Origin of the sequence: Winogradskyella eckloniae (assembly GCF_013249045.1) — a bacterium.
In the GTDB taxonomy this organism is placed as follows: Bacteria; Bacteroidota; Bacteroidia; order Flavobacteriales; family Flavobacteriaceae; genus Winogradskyella; species Winogradskyella eckloniae.
The window spans coordinates 17,988-35,913 of sequence record NZ_JABRWP010000004.1; the positions used below are offsets into that span (position 1 = coordinate 17,988).

Consider the following 17,926-nt stretch of genomic DNA (forward strand, 5'->3'; position numbering starts at 1 on the left):
TTTTTTTGTAAAAAAAAAAGCCTGAAATTCATTCAGGCTTTTTAAAGTGTATCATGTACAATGTTTTATTGAACGTAATCCATAACAGCTTCAAAATCATTAATATCTAAATTAGAACTGTTTACCAAATCTACAGGTAAAACCACAATTCTAAATGTTTGGTTTATTCTTTCTTCATCTAAGAGTAAATTAAAATCAAAAGTAGGATGAGATTCAATAAAAATGGTTACAAAATCAAAGTTATGTTCAAAGTTATATTGAAACTCTTCGCCAGCATTAATATAGACGGTTTCAGGAAGTGCTTTCCAAACATCAAACCCATCAACTTGACCTCTTAAATGATAAACTAACACCATATCAGATTCATATAATTCAATGTCTAGAGGAATTTCTAAAGTTTCTTGATATCCATTGTTAGATGTAAAGTCTATAGTTCTTTCAAAGGATTGTCCTGTGATATTAACACCATCATAGCCATCAAAGCCTGGAGGGCCTTGCTCGCCTGTACAAGAAGTTAGTAATAATGCAAATACTGTAATAATAGATAATATATGTCTCATAATGTTTAGGTTTTTCAATTAAGTATCAATATTAATACCAAAGTTGAGTTTAATTCAGAAAAATGATTTAATTCTTTTCTGACATCATGTCATATTTTTTGTCATGGCATAATCATTGACTAATACTAACCGAGTTTAAAATTAATAACACGATACTTTTCGCGAAAGCGGAAAACAAATAACAAATATAATTATGAGTAAGATTATTGGAATTGATTTAGGTACAACCAACTCTTGTGTTTCTGTAATGGAAGGTAATGAGCCAGTTGTAATCCCAAACGCTGAAGGTAAGAGAACAACACCTTCAGTTATCGCTTTCGTAGAAGGTGGTGAAATTAAAGTAGGAGATCCTGCAAAAAGACAAGCGGTTACTAACCCAACAAAAACAGTTTATTCTATTAAACGTTTTATGGGTAACAAGTATTCTGAGTCTAAGAAGGAAGCAGAACGTGTACCATATACAGTAGTAAAAGGTGACAACGATACACCAAGAGTAGATATTGATGGTCGTTTATATACTCCTCAAGAATTATCAGCTATGATTCTTCAAAAAATGAAGAAAACGGCTGAAGATTATTTGGGTCAAGATGTGTCTGAAGCTGTAATTACAGTACCAGCATATTTTAACGATGCACAAAGACAAGCAACAAAAGAAGCTGGTGAGATTGCAGGTTTAAAAGTTCGTAGAATTATTAACGAACCAACAGCTGCAGCATTAGCTTACGGAATGGATAAAAAAGGGACTGACCAAAAAATCGTCGTTTTCGATTTTGGTGGAGGTACGCATGATGTTTCTATCCTTGAGTTAGGTGATGGTGTCTTTGAAGTATTGTCTACAGATGGTGATACGCATTTAGGTGGTGATGATGTTGACCAGCGTATTATCGATTGGTTAGCTGAAGAGTTTAAAGCGGATGAGAACATGGATTTACGCGAAGATCCAATGGCATTACAGCGTTTAAAAGAAGCTGCAGAAAAGGCTAAAATTGAATTATCGTCATCTGCACAAACAGAAATAAACTTACCATATGTAACGGCTACAGCTAGTGGACCAAAGCACTTGGTACGTACATTATCTCGTTCTAAGTTTGAACAGTTAATAGATGATTTAATTAAACGTACAATAGAGCCATGTCAAACCGCTTTAAAAGCTGCAGGTTTATCTAAAAATGACATTGACGAAGTCATTTTAGTAGGTGGATCTACAAGAATACCAGCAGTACAAGATGCTGTAGAAAAATTCTTTGGAAAAGCACCAAGTAAAGGAGTAAATCCTGATGAGGTTGTTTCTTTAGGAGCAGGTATACAAGGTGGTGTATTAACAGGTGATGTAAAAGACGTTCTTTTATTAGACGTTACGCCATTATCTCTTGGTATTGAAACGATGGGTAACGTTAAGACTAACTTAATTGAAGCCAATACTACGATTCCTACAAAGAAATCGCAAGTATTCTCAACAGCAGCAGATAATCAGCCATCAGTAGAGATTCATGTTTTACAAGGTGAGCGTCCTATGGCAGCAGATAACAAAACAATTGGTCGTTTCCACTTAGATGGTATTCCACCAGCAAGACGAGGAACACCTCAGATTGAAGTAACGTTTGATATTGATGCTAATGGTATCATTAAAGTATCTGCAGAAGATAAAGCTACTGGTAAAAAACAAGATATTAGAATTGAAGCATCTTCAGGATTAACAGAAGATGAAATCCAGAAAATGAAGCAAGAAGCAGAAGCAAATGCAGAAGCAGATGCTAAAGCGGCTGAAAGTGCTAAAAAATTAAATGAAGCGGATTCTATGATTTTTCAAACAGAAAGTCAGCTGAAAGAATTTGGTGATAAATTATCTGATGATAAAAAACAACCAATTGAAGCTGCGCTTGAAGAATTGAAAAAAGCATATGAAACAAAAGATATCGCAGTTATTGAGCCAGCTTTAGAGAAAATCAATGAAGCATGGAAAGTAGCAAGTGAAGAAATGTACAAAGCACAAGCAGAAGCTCAAGGTGGAGCTGCAGGTCCTGAAGCAGGAGCAGAGCAGCCTAATGACGCGTCTAGCGATGTAGAAGACGTAGATTTCGAGGAAGTAAAATAAGACAAACCTAATTTGTTATTCTGAACTTCTTGGTTCAGATCAAAATAAAAGAACGCAACCATTCATTTGGTTGCGTTTTTTGTTGTGCTTATTATAAGTTTTAATTTGATAGCTGCTATTTATCGAGAACTTAAATCACTTCTTCTAATACCTTTAACATATTTGTTTCATTTAAAAATGGTAAACTACATTTACAGTAAATCCCTCATCAAATGAATCTCTATTCATCGCTTAAGCGCGTATTGATTAAACATGTTTTAAGCTTTAGAAAACGCTTCTGGGAATTCAATTTAAAAATGAATGCCAGAAAATATGTTAAGGAAGTTCTACGTCAAAATAAAGCACCTAAATTAAGCTCTAGCGAAATAGCAAAAGTAAAAGCCTACTATAAATCTAAAGGTTATAAATTAGAAAACACTTATTGGCATCAGTATTATAAAGGCTTAACCAATGAGTTTCACGTAAATTATATACCTGAAGATATGTTTAATGCACTCATTGCGCCAAGATTCAATCAAATGCGTCAATGGCCAGCATTATTAGACAAAAATTTATCGTATATACTCTTCAAGGGATTTCCTCAGCCAAAAGCAATTGTACAAAATATTAACGGTTTTTATTTTGTGGATGGTAAAATCGTGGATCAGTCTGTAGCTATAGACACGTGTAATTCTATAAACACAGCATTGATTATAAAACCAACCATTGATTCTGGAGATGGTATTATGGTCAACAAATTTACGGTTGAAAATGATAAAACGACTTTCGAAAATTTAACGGTTTCAGAATTATTTAAAAAATATAAAAAGGATTTTATTGTTCAAGAAACTGTAGCGCAAAGTGCTGTATTAAAGAGTTTAAATCCTACGTCATTAAATACCATTAGAGTAATGACCTATTTAAAAGACGATAACGTATATGTTTTATCTTCTGTACTTAGAATTGGACAACCTCATAGTGCTACTGATAATTTTAGTGGTGGTGGTATTATTTGTGGCATAAAATCAAATGGAAATTTAAAAAGCAGAGCCTATACAAGAGCAGGAGCAATCTTAAATAAGTCACATACCAAAGTTGTTTTTGAAGGTATTGCTATACCTAATTATGAGTCCGTTTTAAACATGGTTAAACGTATGCATCCTATTATCCCTTATTTTAAAATTGTGTCTTGGGATATTGGTATAGATAGTAATAACGAACCAGTTTTTATAGAATACAACACGTATTATCAAGATGTAGATTTACATCAAATAGCTAATGGTCCATTGTTTGGGGAATTTACTGATGATATTTTAGACTTAAGTTTAAGGTCTACTGATTCTGCTTATAACGATTTATAACTTTACGCCGTTTACCAGATGCTAATGCTGGTATTTCATCAACGAAAGTTATAGTGATTTTAGCGTCTGGTCCAAAATCAGACTTTATATCTGCAATGAGTTCCGTTTCAAATGGAAACGTATTTGGTTCTTGAAGATTCAATTTTACCTCATAATCTTTTTCATCTAACTGAATAAACTGATACTGTTTCAACAGGTGATAATACTTGTAAAATTTGGTATAAACGACAAAAGAAGAGAGTAGATTTCCCATGGTATCGTAAATTACATCCATTTGTCTGCCTTCTATTTGTTTAAAAACAAGATTATGGTTTTTATCGTGTCCAAATTTTGCAATATCACCTGTGTCATATCTAATAATTGGCATAGCGTAATTGAATAAATCGGTAACCACAATACGTCCAAATGAATTTGGTTTGGCTGGCAAATCATTATCTAAGTTTAATAATTCTATATGATAACTGGCAGCGTTTATAACAAAATCATTAGGACTATTTAACGTTTGTTGTGCTATAATCCCAATTTCTTCGCTAGAATATCTCGAGAGAATTTGGGTATTAAGGTGTTTGCCTAATGTTGTTTTAGTATAAGGATTTAAGTATTCGGAATTTGCAATTGCTGAGGTTAAACCTAATGTATTTAAAAATATATTGTTCTTTTCAAGATATTGGGCAATCATTTCGTAAGCAGAGGCAAAGCCCAACATCGTTTTTTTAACTTGCCGATCTGATTTTAATAAATTTAAAAAGGATTCAATTCTTTCATCAGTAAGTCTAGAAATATCAAACTGCACAATGTTTTGTAACCAAGATTTTAATGTCCCTTTTTTATTATGTTGTCTCCAAACTTCGAGTTCATACAAACGATTTCCAACGCTAAAATTAGATTGATCATAAAAGTAAATAGCATCTGCGTGATTTCTGTTTCGTTTGCTTTGATTCTGAAACAAAAAAAAGGGGACTCCAGTTGAGCCACTCGTAGACACTTTAAAGTTTTTTTGATCCTTAAACTTTTCAGATTGAAAGCGTTCAAAATTATCTTGAATTATTGTCTTTCTAATCACAGGAAAATTAGAGAGTTCATTTTCACTACGATAAGCTTTGTAAAACGGAGTTGATTGCTTGGCGTGATTTAGTAAGTTCTTTAAATGTGCTTCCTTGGTTTGCTTAGATTTTTCAGAATGCGGTTGTTCTATTCCACGTTTAATCTCTTCGAGTTGACTTTTAATAGTTTTACCTTTTAGGTAGTCTATGAGCCAAAAGAAATGATGTCTTATAAAATTTAAATTCATACCTAATGCTGTTAACCTAAATATGGAGAATCTTCGTTTCTATTTTTTACGGTGTGAATAGGGTTACCAAAAGCGGTTTTGAGATGACCAATGGATTTTAAAACTAACGATCCTGCTCCAATTACCGTATTATTTCCTATTGTGAGACTTTGTATAACTATGGCACGTAATCCTATTGCAGAACATTTACCAATGGATACGTTTCCTGCTATTGTAACTCCAGATGCTAAGCTAGAGAAATCGTCTAAAATAGAGTCGTGACCTAAGGTAGAAGCCGTGTTAATTATGCATTGTTTACCCACTTTTGCACCTGCATTAATGACAGTATTTGCCATAATAACAGTACCAACATCTATACTTATATCTTGAGCTAATGTAGCTGTTGGGTGTATTACGGTAAAAAACTGAAGATTGGGAGTTGCTTTTTCAATAGCTTTGACAATGTTTTTTCGTTTAAAATTATCGCCAATTGCAACGACAATACCATCTATTTTATGTTCTTGAGAAACCTTTTGTAAATCTTCTAAATGTCCTAAAATAGTATATCCATTGAGTTCTAAACCAATTGGTTTATAAGAATCTATAAAGCCTTTTATAGCGTGGCTTTTATTCTTTTCAATAATATCAATAATCATTTTAGCATGGCCAGATGCGCCGTAAATAAGTATGTTTTTCATTAATACTAGAATAGGTTGTTATAGCAATTGCTATAGCATAGATTTGGTTTTATAATACAAAAATACACAATCATTAATTAATACTAAGAAATAAGTCTGATGTGTGAAGTTTTTCTATTATTCTAACGAAACATTGATTTATTTAAGGTTATTTTGTAAACGAAAATAGTTTTAGGTAATGTATGTCGTTTAATAAATCATTTCTTTCTGTCCCTGTAAAAAATTTGGCTGTAAAACTCAACGCTAAAGGTGAGCAATTTGTAGTTAAAGGGCATCCTTGGGTGTTTTCTAATAGTATTGTTAAGATTAATGACGATGCCAAAACAGGTGATTTAGCAATAATTTTTAGCAAGAATAAAAACAAAGTTATTGGTTTAGGTCTATACGATGGAAATTCTCCAATTCGTATAAAAATGATTCATAATGCAGAAACTAAAGTAATTATTGATGCCAAATTTTTTCATGACAAGATTACATTAGCGTTTCAAAAAAGAGCAGAACTTCTTAGCACTAACACCAATAGTTATCGCTTAATATTTGGAGAAAATGATGGATTTCCAGGATTAATTGCAGATGTGTATGCTTCTGTTTTAGTGGTAAAATTGTATTCAGAAATTTGGTTACCGTATTTAGAGTCAATTCTAAACAGTCTAAAACAAGTATCTCATGCAGAATCCATTGTGATGCGTTTAAGTAGAGGATTGCAAAACAGCACCAACCATAATTTAATCGACGGTGAAGTTATTTATGGTACGCTCCATTCTCCTGTTGTGGAGTTTGTAGAGCACAGTGTAAAATTCTCTGCAAATGTTATAAAGGGTCATAAAACAGGTTATTTTTTAGATCACAGAGCAAATAGAAAACGCGTAGGTGAGTTAAGCACTGGTAAATCTGTATTAGATGTATTTTCTTATGCTGGAGGATTTTCTGTACATGCTTTAGCCAATCAAGCCACTGATGTTACTAGTTTAGATATTAGTAAACAAGCTTTAGATATGGCACGACAAAACGGAAAATTAAATGATTATTCTGGCGTACATAAAACCATTTCTGGTGATGCGTTTGAGGTCATGGAATCTTTAATTCGTAAAGGAATAACCTACGAGGTTGTTGTTATAGATCCTCCTAGTTTTGCCAAACAACAATCTGAGGTAGAATTAGCTAAGAAGAAATACGCGCAATTAGCAGCGTTAGGAGAGAAGCTCACGGCAAAAAAAGGAATATTAGTTTTGGCATCTTGTTCATCTAGAGTTTTAGCACAATCATTTTTTGATTTAAATGCAAGAGTACTAAATATGCAATCTAGGCTATTTGAAATTGAATTAAAGACCACACATGATATAGATCATCCTATAGCGTTTCAAGAAGGTGCGTACTTAAAATGTGGCTATTATAGGTTCTTAGAATAATTTATTATGTAAATTTATGAAGTCTTAATAGAAATATCTACTTAAAAAATAGTACCATGATAAAGCTAAACTATTTCTATTTATTTTGTTGCGTCATTTGTTTAATGGCATGCGCTTCAGATGATGATAACTCTAATGATGAATTGAGTACTTCTGATTTATTAGGGACTTGGGTAGGTGTAGACTTAGATTATTCTGGCAACACAACATTTGAGTATTTAGGGATACCTGTAGTGTCTCAGTTTACAGGCGAAGCCTATGATATAGACTATACAATTACCTTTACAGATAACCCAAATCAATTCTATACCAATGGTACTTATAGTATGGAACTTACTACAACATTTTTAGGGGAAACAGAGGTTAGTTCCGTTGAAAATTTAGAATTTTTAGGAGATGGAACTTGGTCACTTTCTGGTAGTGAATTAACTATTGAACGAGATGGGTTCTCTTCGGTTGCAACGGTAACCTTAGTCTCTAATGATGTAATAGAGGTCGATCTTATGGAAGAACAATCTACCACATTAGAAGGTGTAGATTACATTGTTAATGTGCATAGCATTTCTACTTTTGAAAGACAATAGCACATTTCCACCATTTTAGAGCTTTAGTATATTAACTAAAACTACTATGCGTGCATAGTAAATTTAACTATATTTGCACTGGTTCATTTTTAGAAGAACTTTTAATTTTAAAACATTTAAATCAAAACAAAACGTCATGAAACATTTTATTGCATTACTTTCATTAACAATGTTGACCTTTTTAACAAGCTGTAACACAACTACTGAAAAAAAATCAATTGTCGAAACTAAAGACGAAACCCATAAAACATTAGCGTTTAGTAATGACCAATTTTATGACTCAGATGGTGTTTTTTTAGAAGAAAAAGCGAAAGATGCTTTAATGGAAATGTTGGTTTATCATGACTATCCTGTTTTTGATGGTTTACGTGAAAAAATATGGTTAACCGATTATAATAAAGGTGATTATGCTAATTTAGGTTTGGCTTCAGTGATGTTTGTAAACAATGAAAAGGACCAATATATGCTAATGGATATTTTTCTTTTACCTGGTCAAATGTTGGGCGAGCATAAGCATTTTGCTGCTGAAAATAATCCTGCTAAAATGGAAGGTTGGCTAATAAGACATGGAAAGAGTTATATAGCTGGTGTAGGCGAAGATAATTTGTCTCAATTTCCACAGGTTGTAGTTCCAAAAACACATTGGGATGGTAAAGTCACTGCTAAACATATTGTTGAAGCCAATGAAGGCGAATTTGATTCTTTAGCCATTGTAGAATCTGCACATTGGCAAATGGCAGGTCCAGAAGGTGCTATTATAACGGAAGTGGGTAATGTACATACTAATTCTGGCGTATTAAGATCAGATCCAGAGATGAATTAATGAAAAGTAAGATTGCCATATCTCGCAGCATTTAATAATTGCGCTTAACACAGATAATCAATTAAAATTGAATAAAAGACTTATAATTAGATTGTTCTTTAAAATAATGCATCGTTAGTGAACAATTACATTTAAATAAATAAGATTATGCAAAGTAAACTTTCAGAATTGCTAAATATAAAATATCCTATTATACAAGCTCCTATGTTTTTGGTATCGAATGTTGCTATGGTTACCGAAGCAATGAAAGCAGGTATTGCAGGATGTATACCTGCATTAAATTATAGAACCATAGATGAATTAAGAAGTGCGATTAAGGCTTTAAAAGCTAATAAAATAGAAGGTGGTTCGTTTGGTTTTAATCTTATTGTAAATAAATCTAACGTAAAATATAAAAGTCAGTTAGAAGCTATTTGCGAAGAAGGTTGTGATTTTATTATTACTTCATTAGGAAGTCCTGAAGAAACCATAATTCAAGCACATGCGGTAGGCATCAAAGTTTTTTGTGATGTAACGGATTTAAGATTTGCAAAAAAGGTTGAGCAGTTAGGTGCAGATGCGGCTATTGCTGTGAATAATGAAGCTGGTGGTCATAGAGGGAATATGTCTCCAAAGGAATTAACCAATTTATTAAGTAAAGAATTATCTATACCAGTCATTTCTGCAGGAGGTGTAGGTTGTAAAGCAGATATTGATAAAATGATAAGTTATGGCGCTTCTGGTGTGTCTGTTGGTAGTCCGTTTATTGCCTCTCATGAAGCCAATGTTACCGATGAATATAAACAAGCTTGTGTAGATTATGGTAAAGAAGATATTATAATGACCGAGCGTATTTCAGGTACACCTTGTACGGTAATTAACACGCCATACGTTCAAAAAATTGGAACAAAAGCAACATGGCTAGAAAACCTTTTAAATAAAAATAAAAGTCTAAAAAAATGGGTGAAAATGGTGCGTTTTTCAATTGGTATGAAAGCTACCGAAAACGCAGCCAAAAAAGCCACATATAAAACGGTTTGGGTTGCTGGTCCTAGTATAGAACACACGCACGCCATACAGCCTGTTAAGGGAATTGTAGACAAATTAATAAAGTAGAGTTGAGAACTATTATTCCTATATTAATTTGTTTAATAAGTTTGTCTTGTAGTAAGACTACAGATCAAATTCAAACAGGAGATATCATTTTTAGAGGTAAACTGAATAGTCAGTTATCTGCAGCCATTAACGATGTCACGCAAACTAACAAATCTACAAATTATACGCATATGGGAATTTGTGAAGTACACAAAGACAGTGTCATTGTGTATCATTCAGATTTAGGAAAGGGTGTGGTTGCTGAAACTCTAGAAACGTTTTTGACGTCTTCAGATACAAGTAATTATTCAGCAGACGTCTATAGAATTAAAAATAGAGAAGCAAAACGGATAGAAAATGCTATCGTAAAGGCAAAATCTCTAATAGGTAACACATATAACACCTCATATATTTTAGAAGATGAAGGTTATTATTGTTCGGAATATATCTATGAATTATTTAAATCAGATTCAATATTTGATTTGGAGCCTATGACGTTTAAAGATTCAAAAACAAACGAATTTCATAACGGTTGGATTGAGCATTACAAAACCTTAGGTATCGAAATACCAGAAGGTCAATTAGGTTGCAACCCAAATGGTATGGCCAATAGCAATGCCATAGTGTTTGTAAAAAAAATACAGTAATAATTAATTTAGAACCAGGTCTTCTAAATGATCTTCTTTTTCTGGTGTCTCAATTTTGGTCTTCTTTTTCCTTGTAAATAAATTAAAGGTATAACTGGCCACAAATCCACCAGCTGATGTAGAAATAGCTTCTCCTGTATCAAACTTTCCACTGATAATATAACCATCATATATTTCTTTAGATAAGCCAGCCAACGTTGAAAGGCCTAGACTATACCAAAATGCTTTTTTAGAATTTTTGGTTTTAGAATAAATAACGGCATAAGAGGATGCAGCAATACCTGCACCTATGGCAAAATGCAACTGATCATCTTCAGAAATAAGTTGCGCATGACTAGTATTAAAACTAAATACGATAAAAAAGGTTAAAAGTAGTTTCATGATTTGGGTTTTGAGAAGCGAAAAGTATTATTTAAAGGAAGAAGTAAAAACTTTATCCGTTTGAATAGTACTTTTTACGATAAACAACCCATTATTTAAAAAGCAATGACTTAAAACTTGTGTTTTCAATAGAATTAAACCAGACTTCGTATGTATTTATTTGGCTAAATCATAAGAATGAATTAATTTTTCAAATAATTGTCCCCTTTCTTAGACCAAGAAACGTTTAAAGGATATAAACAAATAAATAGTATAATTATGAAAGATTTTATGATGATTTTCGTTGGTAAAGAGTATGTGGATTTAGGTTTATCTCCAGATGAATTACAAGGACGTATGGAAAAATGGTTTGCTTGGGGAGCAAAAATGGAAAAAGCCGGAATTTTAAAAGGTGGAGAAGCATTAACTCCACAAATTAGACGTATTACAGGTAAAAACAGAACGGTTACCGATTTAACATCTACGGAAGTTAAGGAAATTGTAGGTGGTTTTTATTTAATTAAAGCAAAGGATTTTGATGCAGTACAAGAAATAGCACAGGATTTTCCAGATTATGATTTAGGAAACACCGTAGAAATACGTGAAATAATGGTATTTGATCAATAATGGACAAAGATATAGACCATCTATTTCGCCATCACAGTGGAAAGATGGTCTCTGTATTAACTCGGATTTTTGGACTTCAACATCTCGATATTATTGAAGATGCAGTACAAGATACGTTTATAAAAGCCAGTCTAACATGGAGAAAACAACTGCCAGAGTATCCTGAAGCTTGGTTAACTAAAGCGGCTAAAAATAGAGTGATAGATATTTTTAGAACTTTAAAATCTCATAAAAAACAACTCCCAAAAATTACAAGAGGTACAGATACTATCGCTATAAATGAGTTGTTTTTAGATACCGAAATAGAAGATGCACAACTCCGTATGATATTTACGGCTTGTCATCCCAAATTAGAACCACACGATAGAATTTCATTTGCCTTAAAAACAGTATCTGGCTTTAGCACTAAAGAAATAGCTTCGGCATTATTAACGAAAGAAGCAACCATAAAAAAGCGTTTAATGCGTGCGCGTAAAGCCATAAAAAATGCAAATATAAAATTCAATATACCTCAAGGAACGGAATTGCCAAATCGTTTAGATAGTGTATTAGAAGTTTTATATCTGATCTTTAATGAAGGGTTTCATTCTAATAGTAAAACACAGCTCATTCGCGAAGACTTATGTGCAGAAGCCATGCGTTTATGTCAATTAGTGTTAACATGTAAGCAAACTCAACGACCAGAATCTTATGCACTTTTTGCATTGATGTGTTTTCATTCGGCAAGGTTAGAAGCTAAAATGTCTGTGAATAATGAAGTCATAGATTTAAAACAACAAGATCGAAGTTTATGGCATTTTCCATTTATAGAGCTTGGAAATTCTATGATGTATAAGGCTGTTGAGACTGAGCATTTTTCATGTTATCATTACGAAGCCGCAATTGCAGCAGAACATTTAAAAGCCAAAACATTTGAAGCTACAGAATGGGAGAAAATTTTAAAATGGTATCGTGCATTATATCATTTGCAACCCATGCCAACACACATTTTAACTATGGCTGTTATCTGTATGCAATTAAAAGATTATAAAACAGCTCGTACCTATTTTAATCAAATAGAGGCTAAGGATTTTGAACAACGTGCCTATTTGTATTATGCAGCAAAGGCAGATTATTATGCCGAGACCAATGCTATAAATAAAGCTTTGATTCAAATTGATTTAGCAATAAACACGGTAAATAATGCCTTAGAAAAAGCCTATTTAATTAAAAAGAAAGCTGCGTTATTATAATTGTATACTCATAATTCATAACTTTAATGCATTCATTTTATGCTATTATAATCACAGAAAGACGAATAAGATGTCAATGAATCATGCACATTTTTTAACCCGAATATTTAAACCAGAAAATTTCAATCCAGAAGAATTAGAACTCATTCTGATGCAGTTTGAAGCCATTACGTTTAAAAAAAATGATTGCCTTATAGAAAAAGGAAAAGTTGCTCATTATTATTACTTCTTAGAAACTGGTTTTGTGCGTTCATTTACCATGGATACAGAAGGAAATGATATAACAACCAAATTCTTTACGGAAGAGGATATTGTTATAGATTGGAATTCATATTTTCTTAAAAAACCTTGTAAAGAGTCCTTTCAGGCTTTAACAGCAGGTAAATGTTGGAAAATTACGTTTAGTAACTTTATGAAATTATTTAAAATTGAAGCGTTTAGAGAAGTAGGTAGAACCAGACTTGTAAATAACTATTTTGAATTAAAGAATCATTCCATATCAGTGATTGCAGACCAAGCTAAAGACCGATATTTAAGCTTATTAAGCGAAAAACCTTCTATAATTCAAAATGTTCCTTTAAAACACATTGCCACATATTTAGGCATTACAGATACGTCCTTGAGTAGAATTAGAAAAGAAATTACCTTATAATATGATGATGTTCTCAGATCAAGTTCCTCTTGTTTTTTCTATCGTTTTTTTATTGGCTTTTTCAATACCTGTTGTCCTTGTAGCACAACTAGCCAAAAAAGGAAAAATTAATAACGGATTTTGGTTGGTTCTACTTTTCTATTTGTTTTATTTACTCATAGTGGCTATGGCAAGTCTCAATGGTTTTTTTGATACGGTTATGTTACCTCCAAAAATAGTGGTTACAACAACATTGCCTTTAGCCATTTTTGTAACTGTAATTTATAATACAAAAATCTGTAAAAAGGCCAATGCAATTATAGCATTAGAGGATTTAGTGAAAATTCATCTTTTCCGACTGATAGGCAGTACATTTATTATATTATACCTGTACGATTTATTGCCGCAAGGCTTTGCACTTTTTGCAGGAGTTGGAGACGTTTTTATTGCCATAACAAGTGTTTTTGTGATAAAGGCAATTCGAGCTCGTAAACAGTTTGCATTTCAACTTACCTATTTATGGAATACTCTAGGTCTATTGGATATATTAATTACATCTGCTATGGCTATTATTTTTACTAAAATAAGTATAGATAAAGGGATACAAGGTGTAGAGTTTTTAGCAGAATTTCCTTTTTGTTTTATACCAGCATTTGCACCTCCAACAATTATATTTCTTCATTTATTGGTGTATCGTAAGTTATCTTCAGTAAAAAAGGCATAGTTTTCATTTCTTGTCATAAGCAAAGATTTTAGTGTTTTCTCTCGTTTACTTTTGGTGTATTGTTTAACACTAAAAATTATTAAAGATGAAAACAGAACAAAAATTTATGATGCTATTTAGGTATAGCCCTCAACCAGAACACCAACCATCAGCGGAAGAAATAGCACAAATGAAAGAAGAATGGGGTCGATTTATAGGACACATTGCGATTTCGGAAAAATTAGAAAGTACACATCAATTAGGTTTTAGCGGAAAACAGATTACTGCCAATCTAAGCATCTCAGATGGTATTTTAATATCAGAAAACCAAACCATAAGTGGCAACATGATAGTGAAGGCCAATTCTTTAGATGAAGCCGTTACCATGGCAAAGGCGAGCCCTATTTTAAAAATGGGAGGTGTTGTTGAAGTACGGAATATTATCCCAATGGAGCATTAATATAAACTTTAAAAAATGAAAAAAATGATACTAATAATAATCACAGTCGCATTAGTCCTTTTTCTAGGAATAGGATTCTATAATGCAAATAAATTACAACACATTAATATTCAAAAAACGGTAGAAGTCAATTCAGATATTCATACAACCTTTAATAATGTATTATACCTCAAGAATTTTACAAAATGGTCACCGTTTTACGAAGCAGATCCAGCACAAAAAACAGAAGTAAAAGGAATGGATGGCGCTGTAGGTGCACAATTTCATTGGGAAGGAAATAACGGAAAGGACCTAGGCTATCAAGAAATTACCGTTATAAAACCATTAACGTACATAAAAATGGAATGCGATATACAGAAACCGTTTAAAGCAAATCCAACTTTTGAATATTCGTTTTCAAACACCAAAAATATCACAAAAGTTACACAAAATTTTAATCTCAAATCGGGTTTGGTAGACGCTTTCTTTATGTGGCTGTTTGGTGCTAAAAAAGATATGGAGAAAATGAATGCGAGAGGCATGGCATTATTAAAAAAAACATGCGAGAATTAGCTTAGCCTAGCATTTGAAAAATTAAAAGCGAATTGGGTACTTTTTCAATGTCGCTTTTTTTATATTTAAAGGATAAAACACATTATAATTAAGGGAAAACCGTATATAATATGACGTGCAAAGAGATTATAGAATGTTTATACGACTTAGAAGATAAAGAGAAGGTCCTTTTTAGACAAAAGAAATTTGGTATAGTTTCTAATAATGCACTCGGTATTTATCATAAAGATTTAAATGTTATTGCTAAAGCGATTGGAAAAAACAACCATTTAGCAATTGAACTTTTTGATAGTGGTATCTACGAAGCTCGTTTGTTATGTAGTAAAATATATAAACCTAAAGATGTTACAGAAGACCTCATGGAATATTGGGTTAAGACATTTGAGAATTGGGAAATTTGCGATAGCTTTTGTATGGGATTATTTTCAAAAAGCGACTTTGCACTGACAAAGATTTTTGAATGGAGTAAAAGAGAACCAGAATTTGAGAAACGTGCCGCTTTCGCAACTTTAGCATCGTATTGTATGGCAGATAAAACATCAGAAAATGACGTTTTTGAGTCGTTTTTTGTGCTACTAAAAGAACAAGCTAATGACGATAGACTCTATGTAAAAAAAGCCGTGAATTGGGCATTAAGAAGTCTAGGGAAACGAAATTCAGATCTAAATAATAAAGCTATAGCCATTGCAAAAGTTATTTTAGATTATGATAGCAAATCTGCCAAATGGATTGCTCAGAATGCCTTGAATGAATTACAAAAAGAAAGCCTTAGATTATCTGATTATCCACGTGCTATTTATAGAAAATCGATTGTTAAATTAGATCGTAAAAATTATTTAAAATGAAATTTTATCCAAAATCCTTACGACCATTTATTGGTGCAAAAAATTATTCAATTTCACGCCAATTCTATAATGATTTAGGATTTACAGAGTTTGTTATTGCTCATAATATGTCCGTTTTTAAACTGGGCAATTTTGCCTTTTATTTACAAGATTATTATGCTAAAGATTGGGTAGATAATACTATGCTTTTTCTTGAGGTAGATAATACTGAAAAGCACTTAGACCAATTAAAGGCATCTAGCATATTAGAAAAATATAATAGTGTAAAATGTTCAGAGATTGTTTACAATGATTGGGGCAAGGAATTTTTTCTTCATGATCCTTCGGGAATTCTTTGGCATATCGGAGAATTCAATAAATAGATTGTTTTTTAGACTTAAATCCTTGGCATTAAATTTGTTTGTAACAATTCAGTAAGTTCTGCGACGTATAAAGTAGAACACAAGTTTAATTAAAAAGAAAAAAAAGTTATGGTAAATAAAGGCGTAGTCGTTTTGGGCGTATTGTTAGGAGCTGCAGCAGGTGTATTGTTAGCACCAGAAAAAGGAAGTGTAACTAGAAATAAGCTTAAAAAAGAAGGTAAGGATATAAAAGATCAATTATCAAGTGATCTAAAAGAAGTAAAAGAAGATTTATCAGAAGCAGTAGCTTCAGGAAAAGAAAAGTTTAAACAAGATATGGAAGAATTTGCTTCTAAATCGAGTTACAAAACCGAGCAAGCCATTACATTTATTGAAAAGCAATTGGCTATTCTAAAGGAAAAGAATAAAACCTTACAAAAGACGAGTTAATTTTAATAAAAATAAATCTAAAAGTTGGTTACAATACTATTTTATTCTAGGATGCTAAGAATTCGATAGTACTGTAACTGACTTTTTTTTTAGCCTATATTTTACATATTAGCTGACTAGTTTTTCTATAAAATCTACATGTACTGCATGTTTGCCTTCAAATGGTAAAATTGTAAGTCGCTGTTTAAAAAGTAATTTTGCCTTTTCAGTTTCAAGCTTTATTCTAGAGGCATCTAAGTACTCATCTTCAGTGCCATAAATTAATTTTACTTTGGTATTTTTAGATAAAAATTTAAAATCATTAGTAGTTAATTCTATTGGGATTCCGCCAGAATGTAATACCAACTGATGGCATTGTAATTGTCGTTGTACTACATATCGCGTAGCTACACTAACACCTTGAGAATAGCCCAAGACGATGAGATTAGTGTGTTCTGGGATTTTTTCAGCTTCAAAAATGGTGTCAAAATAATTCAGAATATTTTGCATTCCAGTTTGTGTTTCATCCTTAGTAAGCCAATTAGCACCAACGTGCATTTTAGGTTGAATGTAAAACTTGCTAGGCGCTTGTGGAGCAATGATATAATTTTCTTGTGCATTTAATCCCTTAAAATAACGCAAAAAATAGCGACTTAAATAGCCCATGCCATGACAAACAAACCAAACGTTTTTTGTAGCATTTGTGAGTGTATTTAAAGTGGAATAGGAGTTGGTAGATGTATATGTAATTTCTTTCTCTTGCGAATTCATTATTGTTGGTGGTTTCTTTATCTTTGAACTATAAAATTACTCTTTTTCTATGCAATTATCTAAACAAGACGTTTTAGCAAAAGCCAATGCAGTAAGTAAAAACACGCTAATGGAGACCTTAGGTATTGAGATCGTGGATTTTGGCGATGATTTCTTAGTTGCCAGAATGCCTGTGACCTCTAAGGTGCATCAACCGGATGGTGTTTTACATGGTGGTGCAACAGCTGCACTGGCAGAAAGTGTTGGGAGTTTTGCTTCACATATTTTTATAGATACAGAAACGTTTTTTATTCGTGGATTAGAAATAACAGCTAATCATTTAAAGAGTGTAAGTTCTGGATTTGTATATGCAAGAGCCACGTTTTTGCATAAAGGTAGAACCACGCAATTATTAGATATTAAAGTGACGGATGAAGCAGAACAATTAATTTCGGTTTGTCGTTTATCAACCATATCACTTCCTAAAAAAAAGTAG

Annotated in this window: 22 protein-coding genes; 17 read left to right on the forward strand and 5 right to left on the reverse strand. The window is 32.4% G+C overall.

Annotation, left to right across the window (positions count from 1 at the left end):
• Positions 1 to 65: 65 nt before the first annotated feature.
• Positions 66 to 560 (reverse strand): dihydrolipoamide dehydrogenase, encoded by a 495-nt coding sequence (locus HNV08_RS07735; protein WP_173280610.1) that lies wholly within the window; start codon positions 558 to 560, stop codon positions 66 to 68.
• A gap of 193 nt (positions 561 to 753) precedes the next feature.
• Here HNV08_RS07735 and dnaK point away from each other — a divergent pair, with 193 nt between their 5' ends.
• Positions 754 to 2,655, forward strand: coding sequence for a molecular chaperone DnaK (gene dnaK / locus HNV08_RS07740; RefSeq protein WP_173280611.1), 1,902 nt, complete (start codon positions 754 to 756; stop codon positions 2,653 to 2,655).
• A gap of 212 nt (positions 2,656 to 2,867) precedes the next feature.
• A complete protein-coding gene (locus HNV08_RS07745) occupies positions 2,868 to 3,995 on the forward strand; it encodes a sugar-transfer associated ATP-grasp domain-containing protein (RefSeq protein ID WP_173280612.1) in 1,128 nt (375 codons plus the stop codon).
• On the opposite strand, the gene HNV08_RS07750 is transcribed toward HNV08_RS07745, so the two are convergent.
• The gene (locus HNV08_RS07750) at positions 3,967 to 5,286 is read right to left on the reverse strand and encodes a phenylacetate--CoA ligase family protein (protein ID WP_173280613.1); all 1,320 of its coding nucleotides are present in this window, start codon (positions 5,284 to 5,286) and stop codon (positions 3,967 to 3,969) included. The genes HNV08_RS07745 and HNV08_RS07750 overlap by 29 nt on opposite strands.
• A gap of 11 nt (positions 5,287 to 5,297) precedes the next feature.
• Entirely contained in the window at positions 5,298 to 5,963 is a 666-nt protein-coding gene (locus HNV08_RS07755) for an acetyltransferase (RefSeq protein WP_173280614.1), read from the reverse strand.
• Positions 5,964 to 6,145: 182 nt separating this feature from the next.
• Here HNV08_RS07755 and HNV08_RS07760 point away from each other — a divergent pair, with 182 nt between their 5' ends.
• The 5 genes from HNV08_RS07760 to HNV08_RS07780 all read left to right on the forward strand — a co-directional run bounded on the left by HNV08_RS07760 (position 6,146) and on the right by HNV08_RS07780 (position 10,500).
• Positions 6,146 to 7,372: a class I SAM-dependent rRNA methyltransferase gene (locus tag HNV08_RS07760; protein ID WP_173280615.1), complete on the forward strand. Its 1,227-nt coding sequence runs from the start codon at positions 6,146 to 6,148 to the stop codon at positions 7,370 to 7,372.
• A 56-nt stretch (positions 7,373 to 7,428) separates the two neighbouring features.
• On the forward strand, positions 7,429 to 7,956 hold the full coding sequence (locus tag HNV08_RS07765) for a lipocalin family protein (RefSeq protein WP_173280616.1): 528 nt from the start codon (positions 7,429 to 7,431) through the stop codon (positions 7,954 to 7,956).
• Positions 7,957 to 8,092: 136 nt separating this feature from the next.
• Positions 8,093 to 8,779: a cupin domain-containing protein gene (locus HNV08_RS07770; RefSeq protein ID WP_173280617.1), complete on the forward strand. Its 687-nt coding sequence runs from the start codon at positions 8,093 to 8,095 to the stop codon at positions 8,777 to 8,779.
• A 147-nt stretch (positions 8,780 to 8,926) separates the two neighbouring features.
• Positions 8,927 to 9,874, forward strand: coding sequence for an NAD(P)H-dependent flavin oxidoreductase (locus HNV08_RS07775; protein ID WP_173280618.1), 948 nt, complete (start codon positions 8,927 to 8,929; stop codon positions 9,872 to 9,874).
• A 2-nt stretch (positions 9,875 to 9,876) separates the two neighbouring features.
• On the forward strand, positions 9,877 to 10,500 hold the full coding sequence (locus HNV08_RS07780; RefSeq protein WP_173280619.1) for a YiiX/YebB-like N1pC/P60 family cysteine hydrolase: 624 nt from the start codon (positions 9,877 to 9,879) through the stop codon (positions 10,498 to 10,500).
• A gap of 3 nt (positions 10,501 to 10,503) precedes the next feature.
• Here HNV08_RS07780 and HNV08_RS07785 read toward each other — a convergent pair whose 3' ends face one another.
• Positions 10,504 to 10,881 (reverse strand): hypothetical protein, encoded by a 378-nt coding sequence (locus tag HNV08_RS07785; RefSeq protein ID WP_173280620.1) that lies wholly within the window; start codon positions 10,879 to 10,881, stop codon positions 10,504 to 10,506.
• Between the two features lie 258 nt (positions 10,882 to 11,139).
• On the opposite strand from HNV08_RS07785, the gene HNV08_RS07790 reads away from it, so the two are divergent.
• From HNV08_RS07790 to HNV08_RS07830, 9 genes are all read left to right on the forward strand, one after another.
• Positions 11,140 to 11,487 (forward strand): YciI family protein, encoded by a 348-nt coding sequence (locus tag HNV08_RS07790; RefSeq protein WP_173280621.1) that lies wholly within the window; start codon positions 11,140 to 11,142, stop codon positions 11,485 to 11,487.
• On the forward strand, positions 11,487 to 12,719 hold the full coding sequence (locus HNV08_RS07795) for an RNA polymerase sigma factor (RefSeq protein ID WP_173280622.1): 1,233 nt from the start codon (positions 11,487 to 11,489) through the stop codon (positions 12,717 to 12,719). The genes HNV08_RS07790 and HNV08_RS07795 overlap by 1 nt, the downstream gene beginning before the upstream one ends.
• A gap of 76 nt (positions 12,720 to 12,795) precedes the next feature.
• Positions 12,796 to 13,371, forward strand: coding sequence for a Crp/Fnr family transcriptional regulator (locus HNV08_RS07800; RefSeq protein ID WP_173280623.1), 576 nt, complete (start codon positions 12,796 to 12,798; stop codon positions 13,369 to 13,371).
• Position 13,372: 1 nt separating this feature from the next.
• On the forward strand, positions 13,373 to 14,074 hold the full coding sequence (locus tag HNV08_RS07805) for a hypothetical protein (RefSeq protein ID WP_173280624.1): 702 nt from the start codon (positions 13,373 to 13,375) through the stop codon (positions 14,072 to 14,074).
• Positions 14,075 to 14,159: 85 nt separating this feature from the next.
• Positions 14,160 to 14,513: a YciI family protein gene (locus HNV08_RS07810; RefSeq protein ID WP_173280625.1), complete on the forward strand. Its 354-nt coding sequence runs from the start codon at positions 14,160 to 14,162 to the stop codon at positions 14,511 to 14,513.
• A gap of 24 nt (positions 14,514 to 14,537) precedes the next feature.
• Positions 14,538 to 15,065, forward strand: coding sequence for an SRPBCC family protein (locus HNV08_RS07815; RefSeq protein ID WP_173280626.1), 528 nt, complete (start codon positions 14,538 to 14,540; stop codon positions 15,063 to 15,065).
• A gap of 110 nt (positions 15,066 to 15,175) precedes the next feature.
• A complete protein-coding gene (locus HNV08_RS07820; RefSeq protein WP_173280627.1) occupies positions 15,176 to 15,910 on the forward strand; it encodes a DNA alkylation repair protein in 735 nt (244 codons plus the stop codon).
• The gene (locus HNV08_RS07825; protein WP_173280628.1) at positions 15,907 to 16,272 is read left to right on the forward strand and encodes a VOC family protein; all 366 of its coding nucleotides are present in this window, start codon (positions 15,907 to 15,909) and stop codon (positions 16,270 to 16,272) included. The genes HNV08_RS07820 and HNV08_RS07825 overlap by 4 nt, the downstream gene beginning before the upstream one ends.
• Before the next feature lie 108 nt (positions 16,273 to 16,380).
• Complete coding sequence (locus HNV08_RS07830) at positions 16,381 to 16,701, forward strand: YtxH domain-containing protein (RefSeq protein ID WP_173280629.1); 321 nt, start codon at positions 16,381 to 16,383, stop codon at positions 16,699 to 16,701.
• 108 nt (positions 16,702 to 16,809) lie between these two features.
• On the opposite strand, the gene HNV08_RS07835 is transcribed toward HNV08_RS07830, so the two are convergent.
• On the reverse strand, positions 16,810 to 17,451 hold the full coding sequence (locus HNV08_RS07835; RefSeq protein ID WP_173280630.1) for an alpha/beta hydrolase: 642 nt from the start codon (positions 17,449 to 17,451) through the stop codon (positions 16,810 to 16,812).
• A 49-nt stretch (positions 17,452 to 17,500) separates the two neighbouring features.
• Here HNV08_RS07835 and HNV08_RS07840 point away from each other — a divergent pair, with 49 nt between their 5' ends.
• Positions 17,501 to 17,926 (forward strand): PaaI family thioesterase, encoded by a 426-nt coding sequence (locus tag HNV08_RS07840; RefSeq protein WP_173280631.1) that lies wholly within the window; start codon positions 17,501 to 17,503, stop codon positions 17,924 to 17,926.